Origin of the sequence: Pseudomonas sp. FSL R10-0399, assembly GCF_009600165.1 — a bacterium.
GTDB classification, from domain to species: domain Bacteria; phylum Pseudomonadota; class Gammaproteobacteria; order Pseudomonadales; family Pseudomonadaceae; genus Aquipseudomonas; species Aquipseudomonas helleri.
The window spans coordinates 1-12,524 of record NZ_WIWK01000078.1 but is presented as its reverse complement, the minus strand read 5'-3'; the positions used below and the strand labels follow the sequence as shown (position 1 = coordinate 12,524).

Sequence of the window (12,524 nt, the reverse complement as noted above, 5' to 3'; positions counted from 1 at the left end):
ACCCATTCGAGTGATGTGCAATCACCCTTGAACAGTAGGAGATAACAATAATGATCAAAGCTCTGAAATTCGCAGTTCTGGCAACGGGGATCGTCACTGCCAGCCACGGCCTCGCGGCCGACCTCACCATCGTTTCGTTTGGCGGCGCCAACAAGGACGCCCAAGTAAAAGCCTTCTACAAGCCTTGGCAAAAGGCCGATGGCAGCAAAGTGATTTCCGGTGAATACAACGGGGAAATGGCCAAGGTCAAAGCCATGGTCGACACCGGCAGCGTGTCCTGGAATACCGTGGAGGTGGAGTCTGCCGAGCTGGCCCGCGGCTGCGACGAGGGCATGTTCGAAACCCTCGATCCGGCGCAAATCGGCCTCGATCCCAAAGACTTCGTGCCGGGCGCCATCCAGCCGTGCGGCATCGGCTTTCTCGTCTACTCGACGGTACTGGCCTACAACACCAAGAAGCTGAAAGAGGCGCCTACCGGCTGGCAGGACTTCTGGGATGTCGAGAAATTCCCGGGCAAACGTGGCCTGCGCAAGCTGGCCAAATCGACCCTGGAGTTTGCCTTGATCGCTGACGGCGTTGCGCCTGCCGAGGTCTACACCACCTTGGCGACCAAGGCCGGTCAGGACCGTGCCTTTGCCAAACTGGACCAGATTAAACCGCACATTCAATGGTGGGAGGCCGGTGCCCAGCCGCCGCAGTTTTTGGCTGCCGGGGACGTGGTGATGAGTTCCGTCTACAACGGACGGCTCTCGGCCGAGCAAAAGAAAAAGTATGACCTGGACCTGGTCTGGAACGGCGGGCTCTACGAGTTCGATTCCTGGGCCATCCCCAAAGGCGCCAAGCACCAAGACAAGACCCGCGAGTTCATCGCTTTTACGTTAGAGCCTGAGCAGCAGAAAAACTTCGCCGAAAACATCGACTACGGCGCCGCCAACATGCGCGCCATGGACCTGCTCGACAAGGCCCGGATCGCCGAACTGCCCACCGCGCCTGCCAACCTGGCGCAGCAGATCCCGGTAGATGCGCTGTTCTGGGCCGATCACGGCGAGCAACTGGAACAGCGTTTCAACGCCTGGGCCTCGCGCTAACCTGAATGACACCGCCATGGTGGGTGTGCCATGGCGGTTGTCTCAATGAATCACCAGCATGCCACCGGGCAAACGCGTCAGTTGGGTTGAAGTGACCTTATTCAGCGCTTCAACGATTGCCACGGGGTTGTTCAGTTGGTAATTGCCGCTGACACGGTGTTTGGCCGCCGCTTCGTTGAACAACAGGATGGGCTGCGTGTAGTAACGCCCGAGGGTGTTCAGCACCTGCGCCAGCGGCTGGTCTTGAAATGACAGTCGGCCTTGTACCCAGGCCATTTGCCGTTCAGCCCCGTCGCTGTTGAGGTCTTGCAAATGACCGTTTTCGAACTGTTGCCAGTTGCCGGCCTGCAACAGGCTTTGCTCGCCGGCCTTGTCGGTAAAGCGCACCTTGCCTTCACGTACTGCGACGGTAACGTTCTCGCCTTGCAGGGCCACGCTGAATTGGGTGCCGACCACGGTGACGCGGGCGTCGGCGGCGTCGATTTCTAGCGGGCGCGATGGATCATGGGAGGCTTCGATAAAAAACTCACCCCGCAATAAGCGGATGCGCCGGTGATCGGCGTTGATGTCGGTGCTGATGGCGCTGTTACTGCCCAGCACAATCTGCGAGCCATCGCCCAGGGTGAGGTGTCTGACCTCTGCCACGGCGGTCATTTGGTCGGCGCGCAGGTGCATCGGCAGGTCGGACAACCAGGCGCTGGTGAGCATGAGCAGCAGCATCGCTGCTGTGGCAAACGCCCACACCTTGCGCGGCTTGTGGGGCGGGGCGACGGGCAGGTCGAGATCCACGTCAAGGCTGCGCAGCGCCTGCTCGAACGCATGGCTTTGCCACAGGTTTTCCAGGGTCTGGTAGGCGGCGCGGTGTTCGGGGTTTGCCATACGCCATTGTTCAAAGCGTTGACGCAAGGCGGGTTGCCGGGCCATTTCTTCGCGCTGGGCGAACCAGTCGGTTGCCTGACGTTGCACGTGCTCGCTGGGCACAACAGGGGCGGTGGGTGAGTCAGTCATGGGCGGCTTGCTTCTGGATGGCTTTGGCGCAGGCATTAAGCGCAGTACGCAAATCTTTTTCAACCGTACTGATCGAAACATCCAGGCGCTGGGCGATTTCTCCTTTGGACAGGTCCTGTAATCGGCTCAGCACCAGAATCTGTTGCTGGCGCTTGGGCAAGGTCTTGAGGGCAGCCTGAAACTGCTTCAGGGACTGCTGGCCTTGCAGCTGACTGTCCGGGCCGGGGGCGGTGGTAGCGATTTCGGTCAAATGGCGCTCATCGCTGACCTGGCATTCGAAGCGCCTTTTGCTGCGTAAGCTGCGCAGGTGATCGAAGGCCAGGTAGCGGGCAGTCTGATACAAAAAAGGGTGCAGAAACTCCACTGGCCGGGTTTTCAGCGCATTAGCCACTTTTACATAGGTTTCCTGCGCCAGGTCTTCTGCCAGGCTGGCGCAGCCCACCACCCGCGAGAGCATCCGCACCAGCGAAACCCGCTGGTTGATGAAAAGCTCGCTCAGTTTTTGCTGACTGTCCTCTGTACTCATGCTGAACCGCTCCCGCCATTCCCACGCAAATCCAGCGTGCTCGGGGAGCATTCTAATGAGAACCAGTATCATTTCCACATAATTTTTTATCAGTCTGCGAGGGTGGGCCGATCAGCGTTGACAGAACCGTATGCGGTTGCCGAAAGGGTCGTGCACTTCCAACACTTGGCCCCAGTCCTGTTGAACGATTTGCGGGCGCGCATAACCATAGTGTTTAGCTGTTAACTCAGCGTGAAACAGCTCGATATTGTGCATCGGGACAAACAGCGTCGAACCCGGGCTGGCATCGCCATGATGTTCCGACAAATGCAGTTCAAGCCCGTTACGGCTGATGCCCAGGTACAACGGCATGCCAGGTTCAAAGCGATGCTCGAACTCCACGTCAAAGCCCAGAAACTCGAGATAAAACTCCCGCGCCTTGGCCTCGTCAAACATTCGCAAGATGGGAATGGGTTTTTCAAATTCGATTGAAAACATGCTGCCTCCTGTCACCGACATGTCTGGATGCTCGCGCTGCCAAGCCTTGATGCTCAAGAGAGACAAAAGGGCGGGCAGCATCAGCCAGCGCCGAGCATAACCAAGCGGGCGCAAAGGTGAAAGTTGCGTGTTTCGGCTGGGCATTGCTTGCTGGCCCGATACCGGTTGGGCATGATCTTTGGCTCACCTTCAGGAAGGCTGCTTATGACCACCCCCGTTCTGCATTTGATGTGCGGCAAGATCGCTTCGGGCAAATCGACCCTGGCCAAGGCGTTGGTCGAAGAGCATGCGGCGATTTTGATTAGCGAAGATCGCTGGCTGGCGGCGCTTTACCCTGAGGAGATTCGCTCGGTAACCGATTACCTGCGCTGCGCCCGGCGCCTGCGTGACGTGTTACAGCCCTTGGTGATCGACCTGCTGGGTTCCGGTGTCAGCGTGGTGCTGGATTTTCCGGCCAACACCGTCGCTGACCGCCAATGGCTGCGGGCCTTGGCTGATCAGGTACAGGTTGCGCATTGTCTGCATTACCTGGACGTCGATGACGATACCTGCCGCGCCCGATTGCGCGCGCGCAACGCCAAGGGCGAGCATGAGTTTGCCGCCACCGATGCAGAGTTCGACTTGATCACCCGTTACTTCAAGGCCCCGGATGAGCAAGAAGGATTAACCGTCGTTAGACATAACGCCTAACCGCCCTGTAGTCGCTGACGAGGCACGAAGGCTGCGATCGGTCGAGCATCGGCCGTAAAGATCGCGAGACAAGCTCGCTCCTACAATTTGATCGCGTACAACCCGTAGCGAGGGTCAGGCCTCGTCAATATCCAGCGCTTCGCCGGTTGCGTAGTAATGGCCACCGGCAATGTAGTGCAGGCTGCGCCAGGCCGGGTCGGCGGTTTCGAAGTGCCAATGGCCGTCGCTGAAGACGCGGGTGTCTGCCCAGGCACCGACCACTTCACCTATAAACAGATCGTAGGCCGTCTGGTTGTGCGGTTCGGGTATCAATTTGCAGGCCAGCCATGCCGAACACCCGAGTACGAACGGCTGGTCATGCCCTTCAATAGCAAACAGTTCTACACCGCTGTCGCTGAGTTTGTTCGGGTCGGTGTTGAGGCTCAAACTGCCGACTTTGCTGGTGAGTTCAATTTGCGCCACGGTCGGCACCTGAATCACGAACAAGCCGCTGTGCTCCACCAGTTCGCGGGTTTTTACGCTCTTGTCCAGCACCACGGTGAGCTTGGGCGGGGCAAAATCCAGCGCACAGGCCCACGAGGCCGCCATGACGTTTTGCACGCCAGCATGGCGCGCCGACACCAGAATGGTCGGCCCGTGGTTGATCAGTCGATAGGCTTTGTCCAGCGGGACGGCGGCAATGTGCTTGTCCATTCTTGCTCCTGAAAAGAGGGCCGGGTAGGGAGCAGATAATGACTGATTTGTGCAAACCCGTCAGCGGGCCGGCGTTGACGGCGCCGCTGCGGGTTACACGTGCACGGTTGCAGGGGTATTACTTTTCCCACTCAGCCTTGGCAATCAGCAAGCCGTGATTGCCCTTATAGGCGGCGCGCTCGGGTTGCTTCCAGCCTTCGAGCAGCGACTCGTCGAGCTTGTAGATTTCTACGCCCAGCGGGCGGCAGACCTTGAGCGGGTCTTCTGCGTCCGGGCCCCACATGGGCAATGACAGGTCGCCGCCAGGGCAGGTCGACAGGGCGCACAGCACGTCAATTTCGGCGAAAAACTCCAGGTAATCACCCTGTTTTGCCGGGCATGCCTTCATAAAGTACATGTCGTCGTGGTTCAGGCCGGTGCACTGGAAGATATTCAGCACGTCATGCACGTCGAACTCGGTCAGGCCGTGGGGCAGGACTGCGCGGGTCAGGTTTGAGTGGCAGTGATGATGAAAGTCTTCGCCAGTGAGCATCTTGTTGACGTAAGGGTCGCAGCGGGTGCCGAGCAAGTCGTGCAGGCGGCCGCCGTGTTCATCAATGCCGTAATCGGCCAGGCTGTCGTCCGTGATGGTCACCAAAGGCCGCAAAAATGGCAGGTTCGACCACAGGCGGTCATAGGTCGTCACGTGCGCGCCCTGCAACTGGCGGGTACGGGCGGCCCACATGTGCTCGCGCGGGTCGTTGGCGTTCCAGATGTTGAAGTCGCCGACTTGCGGGCCTACCGGCGTGGTCACGCGAAACACATGGCCTGCGGGTACTTTCCAGGCACGGCCGGTACGGATCGGCACTTCGAACTGTTCGATCAGGGTGCGTTTGTCGGCAGATTCACGCACGCGGTCATAGAAAGGCTTGTCGACTTGTAGCGCGGCACCTTTGCTGACTTGGTAGGCCGCTGGATAGTCCTTGTACATAGTGGGTCCTCTTCTCAGGGTTTGGGCGTGCTGGCAAGAATGTCCAACAGCACGGTTTCGGAATCATTGAGGTAGCTGCTCATGGCTTCCTCGGCGGCTTTCTTGTTGCCTTCGGCGAGCAGGTCGTGGATCTGCCGGTCGCGTTCGAGCCAGGGTTTCTGAAAGTTTTCTTCACTGGGGGCGCTGGAAAACACCAGGCGCATTTGCGCCGCGACCTGGGTGAAAAACTCATCGAACAGCGGGCTGCGCAGCAAGCCGACGATGTGTTGGTGAAAGCGCAAGCTGTGGGTACCGAAGGCTTGCCAGTTTTCCCGGTCCTGGGCCAGTTGCGCGGCTTCGATGGCTTCAAGCATCAAGTCGGACTGGTACTCGCGCAGCGGTTTGCTGGCGGCAATGGCCTGTAATTCGAGGGTGCGGCGCACATTGAAAATGTCGCGCACGTCGTCGATGCCCATACGCCGTACCATCACGCCTTTGTTGCGTACGTAGCTGGTCAGGCCTTCACGGCCCAACTGGTGCAGGGCCTCGCGCACGGTGTTGCGCGAGGCGTTGTAGGCATTTACCAGTTCGCTTTCTGTCAGCGGCATGCCCGGCAGCAGGCGCCCGCCAATAATGTCTTCGCGCAATTCGATGGCGACCTGATCCGACAGGGACAGGCTTTTTTCCTTGGGTTGATTCACGCTGAGACTCCTTGGGCTCATGCAAGCTGTACGTCTTTGAGGAACTTGGTCATGCGTTCGCTGCGTTGTTCGAGCATCTCGCGTGGCGCCGCGTCCTGGATGATCTGGCCGCCCTCCATAAACACCACGCGGTCCGAAAGCTTGAAGGCGAAGTTCATTTCGTGGGTGACGATGACCATGGTCATGCCTTCGCGGGCTAGCTCTTCGATGACCGCCAGCACGTCACCGACCAGTTCCGGGTCGAGGGCCGAGGTGGGTTCGTCAAGCAGCATCACCGAAGGTCGCATGGCCAATGCCCGGGCGATGGCCACCCGTTGTTGCTGGCCGCCAGACAGTTGATGCGGGTATTTGCCGGCGTGGTCGAGCATGCCGACCTTTTTCAGCAGGGCCAGGCTCAGCAGGCGCAGTTCTTCACCCGCGCCGTGGGCGTGATAGACCGGGGCGAGCATCACGTTCTCCAGCACGGTCTTGTGGGCAAACAGGTTGAAGCCCTGGAAGACCATGCCCACGTGCACAATGTTTTGCATGTGTACTTTGTGGCTGAGCGGGCCTTCGGGGTCTTGCGTGCCGCGCAGAAATGGCTGGCCTTGCAGGGTGATCTGACCATGGTCGAGGCTTTCGAGACCATTCATGGTGCGGATCAGCGTGGTCTTGCCCGAGCCGGAAGGGCCGATGATCGACACTACTTCGCCCCAGCGCACATTCAGGTCCACGCCTTTGAGCACTTCCAGTTCGCCATACGACTTGCGCACGCTTTGCGCTTGCAGGGCGAATTCGCCAGGGGCAGCCTGATCGCTGTTACGCCGGGTAACCACTTGGCCCAGTTCCGCCGGGGCGATGATTTTGGGTTTGCGGCGGGTCACGTCCAGATGGTTTTCCAGCAGGTGCAGCAGGCGGCTGAACACTGTGACGATGAGCACGTAATAGAACGCCACGGCTAGCATGGTCTCCATCACGAGGAAGTTCTGGGTGTAAAGCTGTTGGCCTACCAGAAGGATTTCTGACAGCGAAATCACCGACACCAGCGAGGTCAGTTTGACGATCGTGATGTATTCATTGGCCAGGGTGGGCAGCGCGACACGCAAGGCTTGGGGCACCACAATCAGGCGTTGAATGCCTTTATAGCCGACGCCCAGTGCCTTGCCGGCCTCCAGTTGCCCTTTGACCACGGCCAGCAGCCCGCCACGGTGGATCTCGGCGATATACGCCGCTTCACTGAGCACCAGCGCGATAAGCCCGGCGCTGTAGGGGTTGGACAACACCACGCTGGTGGACGGAAACACCTGCGGCAGGTTGTAGACAAAAATCAGCAGGACCAGCAGCGGCAGGCTGCGAAAGAACCAGATATACAGGCCCGCGGCATTGCGCAGCCAGCGGCGTTGCGACTGTCTGGCCAGGGCCAGAAAGAAACCGAAGATGATCCCCAGCACCCAGGTTTCCAGGCTCAGTTCAACCACCGTCGCGACGGCCCGCCAGAAGTCACCGTTCCACAACAGGCCCAGGGTGTAATGCCAATCGAATTGCATGTGCTTGCTCCGAATGTCTGTGATCGTTGCGCCGGTAGGGAAACACCGGGGAATCCGCTACCGGTTACGCCTCACGGGGTGTTTCAGTTGCCCAATGCCGTGCTGACTTCCTGAGCCGTGGGTTCAGCCAGGTTGTAGCGGGCGAGCAGTTGGCCGTAACTGCCGTTCTGCTTGATTTGCGCGAGGGCTTCGGTCAGTTCTTCCAGCAGCGGCTGGTTGCCCTTGCGCACGGCCAGGCCGATGACCACCGGGTAAATCAGTTCGTTGGAGCTGATAACGGTTTTGCCCTGGAGTTTTTCGACGGTGATCTTGGCCACGGCCGGGTCTTCCATTTGCACGTCGACCGCGCGCGACAGCAGGGCCTGGGTGGCTTCCGGCGAAGTCGGGAACTCGCGGGACTCAATCGCTGGCTTGCCATGGGGCAGGCAGTATTCGGCGGAAACCTGGTTGAGCTTGGGCACCCACGAGGCGCCTTTGATCGAGCCGACGCGCTTGCCGCACAAGTCCTGGGGTTGCTGAGGCTTGAAGTCGCTGCCGCTGAGCACCATCAGCGATGAGCCGGTTTTCAGGTAGCTGACAAAGTCGACCTGCTTGGCGCGCTCCGGGGTGACGTAAAGCGCCGAAGCCACCACGTCGAAGCGCTGGGCGTTGACCCCGAGAATCAGGTTGGCAAAGCGGGTATCGAGAAAGCGCGGCTTCAGCCCCAATTGCTGGCCGAGCAACTGGATGAACTCCGGGTCGAACCCGGCAGGTTGTTTTTGATCCAGGTAGGTGTAAGGCGGGTAGGTCAGGTCGGAGCCGATCGACAGCTCCCCTTGTTTGAGCGTGCCTTTGACCTCTGCCGCCGATACCAGCGGCGCTAAACACGCAAGGGCGACTGTCAGCGCCAGGGTGTGCTTGGTGGTTTTGCTCATCAGACCTTTACGCATCTTCGTATCCTCGGTGGGTGACAGCAGTGCGGCAATGATTGTTCAACAATCTGTTATTAGTGAGTAAGCGTGTTTCGTGCCAACTATTATTTTTGGCGTGCGAAAGAGCGCTTTAGAGTCAGATAAATGATTTTTGGAGGGGGGAAGGTGCGCTTAAGCGGTGCGATTTGTTACCGGGCGCCACGTTTTGGGGCGGGTGTGGGGTAATCAATGTGTAGGAGCGAGCTTGCCTCGCGATCTTTTGATCTTGAAAAATCGCGAGGCAACGGGGGGTAAGGGCAGCCTACGGCTCCAGCCCGATGCCGCGCAGGATGACCGTGGTGATGGTTTGTACCGCTTGGTCGAACTGTTGGTCTGACAGCGGCTGGTGGCCGTTGAGCACGTTGACCTGGTAGTCGAAGTCCGCGTAGTGCTGGGTCGAGGCCCAGATCATGTACAGCAGGGCAGAGGGCTCGACCGGGTTGATGCGTTTTTCTTCAACCCACTGGCGGATCTTCTCTTCCATGAATTTGGCGCCCTTGGACATGTGTTCTTCAAGCATGTCCTGAAACAGGGGCGCACCGCGCATGATCTCGTTGGCCCAGAGTTTTGAGCCGTGGGGGCGCAAACGCGAGTGGGTCATTTTTTTCATTACGTAGCTGGTCAGTACCACGCGCGGGTCGTCGAACTGCACAAAGCAGTCGCCTTCCAGATCCCAAGTGCCGAGGAGGTTAACCAGCACTTCGCGGTAGAGGTCTTCCTTGGTGGTGAAGTAGTAATGCAGGTTGGAGCGTGGCAGTTCGGCATGCAGGGCAATGTCGGCCATTTTGGTCCCGGCATAGCCTTGTTCGGCAAAAATTTTCTCCGCGGCTAAAAGGATTTTTTCGACGTTTTTTCGGCGGATTTTAACTTTAGGATTGGTCATCGAATTCCATATTCGGGCGAAGGATCAGCTCGGGCCTATGCGTGCGTAGCATAGTTCAAATCATTTACAAAAATCAGGTCGGCCGCCTGAACAGACGGCCGACCGGCCCGCTTTTTCAAGGCGCAGGGCGGAATATTTCTGCGTACAGCGGCCAGTGGTCAGACACGCCTTCGGCATGCCGGGCACTGTCAAAACGTGCCGGGCTGCCCCAGCGATTGACCTGGTACGGGCTATGGTTGGCCAACCGGATGCTTGCCGGGTCAACTTGCCAGCCATTGAAGCCGCCCGCCGTGGTCATTTGCTTGGGGAACAGCAACATGTCGAAGAACGACCACTCGCGCTTGGTGTGGTAGTAGTAGCTGCCTTTGCAGTCATTGCAGCCAATGAATTGCGAGACTGCCCAGGTGCTGGCCAGGTCTTTGGCGATATAGCCATTCTGTTTTTCTTCCCCGGCATTGATGTTGAAGTCACCGCCGACAATGGGCAGCACATCGCTTGGCAGTTCGCTTTTCAGGTGTGCCAGATACGCCACGGCTTGCTGGCGAAGGTAGCCCGGAGCGCCGCCAGATGGCAGGTGCACGGCGAACACGGCGGCTTTTTGGCCACCCGGCAGCAGCAAGCGCACTTCAAGGATGCCGCGGGTTTTGCTCACGCGTTCCTGGTCTTCGTTGCCCAGGGCTTTGTACGGCACGCGGTGCAGGCGGGCCTTGTCCCATTGCGGTAAACGGCTGAGCACGGCGGTGTCGATACCCCGCGCATCCCAACCTTCGATCAGCACGCGGGTCTGGTAGTCCGACTTGCCGAGGTGGCTGTTGAGCAGCTCAATCACGTTGATGTTTTCAACTTCGTCGAGCATCAGAATGTCCGGGCCACGGCCCTGGTTGATCTGCTGGATGACGGCGCTCAGGCGTTTGAGTTTTTCGTTGAGCAGGGCGTCGGTCCAGTCGTTTTCTTCACATTCCTTGCGCCACGCCGCAACGTCAATTTTGGTGCAGGTGGCGAGGTATTCCGGGTGGGCCTGTTTGACGCTCAGGGGCAGGTAGGCGTAGTCGTCCTTGCCCTCGTCGTGCACGGTATCGAAGAGGTTTTCGACGTTATAGGTCATCAGCGACACCCGCGCTGTGTCGGCGCTGTGATGGGGGGTGCAGGCGCTCAGGCACAGGACGCTCAGCGCAATGGCGATAGGGGCACGGAGGAATTTCATGGTGGATCGATCCAGGCAAGTAGGGGAGTTTTGGTCTTAAGCGTCAGGGGTTACGGAGTGGTCAGCGCCTCCAGGCTCAATTGCATCATGGCGTGGAAGTCGTCCTGGCGTTGTTGGGCGCTGAGCCTGTCGCCGGTGAGGATGTGGTCGCTGACGGTGAGGACGGTCAGGGCTTTTTTACCCAGCTCGGCGGCAACGCCATACAGCCCGGCCGCTTCCATTTCGACGGCCAGCAAGCCCATTTTTTGCATGCGTTCAAACAGCCCGGTCTCAGGTTCGTAGAACAGGTCGGCGGAAAAAATATTGCCGATGTGTACCGGCAATTTTTGCCTGTCGGCTTGACGCACCACCCGTTCAAGCAGGCGGTAATCGCAGATGGCGGCAAAGTCATGGCCGGCCAGACGTTTGCGGTTGACGTTGGAGTCGGTGCAGGCGCCCATGGCGATGATCAGCTCGCTGAGCTGGACGTGGGGCTGCACCGAGCCGCAGCTGCCGACGCGGATGATCTGCTCCACGCCAAACTGGCTGAACAGTTCATGGGCATAGATGGACACCGAGGGGATACCCATGCCGGAGCCCATTACCGAGATCCGCTGGCCGTTAAAGCGGCCGGTGTAGGCCAGCATGTTACGCACGCCGTTGACCTGCACCACGTCGCTCAGGTAGGTGTCAGCGAGCATCTTGGCGCGCAGCGGGTCGCCGGGCATCAGCACGGTGTCTGCAAAGGCGCCAGGTTCGGCGTTGATGTGCACAGTGGCCATGATCAGTTGCCTCGCGCCGGTGTTTCGTGAAGAAAAGACCGCCCATGGGAGCATGGCGGTAGCCTGAAGAAATCAGCCAGGGTCTGGCCAAAATCGGCAAAACTATCGCGTTCGCCGAGGCTGCCAGGCGTAATGCCTGCGCCCCAGGCCAACACGGGAATGTGTTCGCGGGTGTGATCGCTGCCGACAAAGCTGGGGTCGCAGCCATGGTCGGCGCCAAGCAGCAGCAGATCGTCAGGGCGCATCTGTGCGAGCAACTCGGGCAGGCGCCGGTCGAAGGCCTCCAGCGCTGCGGCATAGCCGGGAATGTCACGGCGATGGCCGTAGAGCATGTCGAAGTCGACAAAGTTGCTGAAAATCAATGTGCGGTCCGGGGCTTCGGCCAGTGCGTTGAGGGTGGCGTCGAACAGCGCATCGTTACCGTCGGCCTTGTACAAACGGCTGATACCACGGTGGGCAAAAATATCGCCGATCTTGCCCACGGCAAATACCTGGCCACCGGCTTCGCACAAGCGGTCAAGTACGGTCGGGGCGGGCGGCGGCACGGTGTAGTCATGGCGGTTGCCCGTGCGCACGTAGGTGCTCGGGCTATCACCTTTGAAGGGCCGGGCGATGACCCGGCCGATGGTGTACGCATCGCACAATTCACGGGCGATTTCGCACAGGGCCAGCAACCGCTCAAGACCAAAGTCGTCCTCGTGGGCGGCGATTTGCAACACGCTGTCGGCCGAGGTGTAGAGAATCGGTTTGCCGCTGCGCCGATGCTCGTCGCCCAATTGCTCGAGAATAGTGGTGCCGGAGGCGTGGCAGTTGCCGAGAATGCCCGGCAGATTGCCCCGTGCGATCAAAGCCTCCAGCAGTTCGGGCGGGAAGCTGTTTTGCTGTTCAGTAAAGTAACCCCACTCAAACAGCACCGGCACACCGGCCATTTCCCAGTGCCCGGACGGTGTGTCTTTGCCGCTGGACAGCTCACGGGCGAAGCCGTAGGCGCCCTCGACCTGGCTATCGGCGGGCAGGCCGGGCGGGAACACCCCGGCGCTTAATGCAGCGGCATGCCCCAGCCCGAGG

13 protein-coding genes and 1 pseudogene are annotated in these 12,524 nt (G+C 59.4%); 2 read left to right on the top strand and 12 right to left on the bottom strand.

The features are described 5' to 3' along the window. Nucleotides 1-50: 50 nt before the first annotated feature. Nucleotides 51-1,088, top strand: coding sequence for an ABC transporter substrate-binding protein (locus GHO41_RS20000; RefSeq protein WP_123749415.1), 1,038 nt, complete (start codon nt 51-53; stop codon nt 1,086-1,088). Nucleotides 1,089-1,130: 42 nt separating this feature from the next. Here the strand turns inward: GHO41_RS20000 and GHO41_RS19995 are convergent, their stop codons facing one another. From GHO41_RS19995 to GHO41_RS19985, 3 genes and pseudogenes are all read right to left on the bottom strand, one after another. Then, a complete protein-coding gene (locus tag GHO41_RS19995) occupies nt 1,131-2,096 on the bottom strand; it encodes a FecR family protein (RefSeq protein ID WP_153434444.1) in 966 nt (321 codons plus the stop codon). Further along, nucleotides 2,089-2,622, bottom strand: a complete 534-nt coding sequence (locus GHO41_RS19990; RefSeq protein WP_048372695.1) for an RNA polymerase sigma factor — start codon at nt 2,620-2,622, stop codon at nt 2,089-2,091. The genes GHO41_RS19995 and GHO41_RS19990 overlap by 8 nt, the downstream gene beginning before the upstream one ends. Nucleotides 2,623-2,733: 111 nt before the next feature. After that, nucleotides 2,734-3,090, bottom strand: a pseudogene (locus GHO41_RS19985) (glyoxalase superfamily protein); the annotation flags it as partial. A gap of 213 nt (nt 3,091-3,303) precedes the next feature. Between GHO41_RS19985 and GHO41_RS19980 the strand changes: the two are divergent. Continuing rightward, nucleotides 3,304-3,789 carry an ATP-binding protein gene (locus GHO41_RS19980; RefSeq protein ID WP_153391579.1) on the top strand — a complete coding sequence of 162 codons (486 nt, stop codon included), beginning with the start codon at nt 3,304-3,306 and terminating at the stop codon, nt 3,787-3,789. Nucleotides 3,790-3,903: 114 nt separating this feature from the next. Here the strand turns inward: GHO41_RS19980 and GHO41_RS19975 are convergent, their stop codons facing one another. The 9 genes from GHO41_RS19975 to GHO41_RS19935 all read right to left on the bottom strand — a co-directional run. Then, nucleotides 3,904-4,482 (bottom strand): flavin reductase family protein, encoded by a 579-nt coding sequence (locus tag GHO41_RS19975; protein ID WP_153434443.1) that lies wholly within the window; start codon nt 4,480-4,482, stop codon nt 3,904-3,906. A gap of 118 nt (nt 4,483-4,600) precedes the next feature. Next, the gene (locus tag GHO41_RS19970; protein WP_153434442.1) at nt 4,601-5,452 is read right to left on the bottom strand and encodes a DUF1989 domain-containing protein; all 852 of its coding nucleotides are present in this window, start codon (nt 5,450-5,452) and stop codon (nt 4,601-4,603) included. A gap of 14 nt (nt 5,453-5,466) precedes the next feature. Then, nucleotides 5,467-6,153, bottom strand: a complete 687-nt coding sequence (locus GHO41_RS19965; protein ID WP_048372704.1) for a GntR family transcriptional regulator — start codon at nt 6,151-6,153, stop codon at nt 5,467-5,469. Beyond that, a complete protein-coding gene (locus tag GHO41_RS19960; RefSeq protein WP_153434441.1) occupies nt 6,150-7,658 on the bottom strand; it encodes an amino acid ABC transporter permease/ATP-binding protein in 1,509 nt (502 codons plus the stop codon). Before GHO41_RS19960 ends, GHO41_RS19965 begins: the two co-directional genes overlap by 4 nt. A gap of 83 nt (nt 7,659-7,741) precedes the next feature. After that, nucleotides 7,742-8,587: an ABC transporter substrate-binding protein gene (locus tag GHO41_RS19955; protein WP_153434440.1), complete on the bottom strand. Its 846-nt coding sequence runs from the start codon at nt 8,585-8,587 to the stop codon at nt 7,742-7,744. 283 nt (nt 8,588-8,870) lie between these two features. Continuing rightward, a complete protein-coding gene (locus GHO41_RS19950) occupies nt 8,871-9,491 on the bottom strand; it encodes a TetR/AcrR family transcriptional regulator (RefSeq protein ID WP_048372709.1) in 621 nt (206 codons plus the stop codon). A gap of 115 nt (nt 9,492-9,606) precedes the next feature. Further along, a complete protein-coding gene (locus GHO41_RS19945) occupies nt 9,607-10,695 on the bottom strand; it encodes an endonuclease/exonuclease/phosphatase family protein (protein WP_153434439.1) in 1,089 nt (362 codons plus the stop codon). A gap of 50 nt (nt 10,696-10,745) precedes the next feature. Continuing rightward, the gene (gene deoD / locus GHO41_RS19940) at nt 10,746-11,456 is read right to left on the bottom strand and encodes a purine-nucleoside phosphorylase (protein ID WP_048372714.1); all 711 of its coding nucleotides are present in this window, start codon (nt 11,454-11,456) and stop codon (nt 10,746-10,748) included. 2 nt (nt 11,457-11,458) lie between these two features. Beyond that, nucleotides 11,459-12,524, bottom strand: a 1,066-nt coding sequence (locus GHO41_RS19935) for a phosphopentomutase (RefSeq protein WP_153434438.1), incomplete at its 5' end; no start/stop codon positions are given.

Coding starts and splice junctions, on each gene's coding strand:
- GHO41_RS20000 (WP_123749415.1), top strand. CDS start 51: ATGATCAAAGCTCTGAAATTCGCAGTTCTGGCAACGGGGATCGTCACT.
- GHO41_RS19995 (WP_153434444.1), bottom strand. CDS start 2,096: ATGACTGACTCACCCACCGCCCCTGTTGTGCCCAGCGAGCACGTGCAA.
- GHO41_RS19990 (WP_048372695.1), bottom strand. CDS start 2,622: ATGAGTACAGAGGACAGTCAGCAAAAACTGAGCGAGCTTTTCATCAAC.
- GHO41_RS19980 (WP_153391579.1), top strand. CDS start 3,304: ATGACCACCCCCGTTCTGCATTTGATGTGCGGCAAGATCGCTTCGGGC.
- GHO41_RS19975 (WP_153434443.1), bottom strand. CDS start 4,482: ATGGACAAGCACATTGCCGCCGTCCCGCTGGACAAAGCCTATCGACTG.
- GHO41_RS19970 (WP_153434442.1), bottom strand. CDS start 5,452: ATGTACAAGGACTATCCAGCGGCCTACCAAGTCAGCAAAGGTGCCGCG.
- GHO41_RS19965 (WP_048372704.1), bottom strand. CDS start 6,153: ATGAGCCCAAGGAGTCTCAGCGTGAATCAACCCAAGGAAAAAAGCCTG.
- GHO41_RS19960 (WP_153434441.1), bottom strand. CDS start 7,658: ATGCAATTCGATTGGCATTACACCCTGGGCCTGTTGTGGAACGGTGAC.
- GHO41_RS19955 (WP_153434440.1), bottom strand. CDS start 8,587: ATGCGTAAAGGTCTGATGAGCAAAACCACCAAGCACACCCTGGCGCTG.
- GHO41_RS19950 (WP_048372709.1), bottom strand. CDS start 9,491: ATGACCAATCCTAAAGTTAAAATCCGCCGAAAAAACGTCGAAAAAATC.
- GHO41_RS19945 (WP_153434439.1), bottom strand. CDS start 10,695: ATGAAATTCCTCCGTGCCCCTATCGCCATTGCGCTGAGCGTCCTGTGC.
- deoD (WP_048372714.1), bottom strand. CDS start 11,456: ATGGCCACTGTGCACATCAACGCCGAACCTGGCGCCTTTGCAGACACC.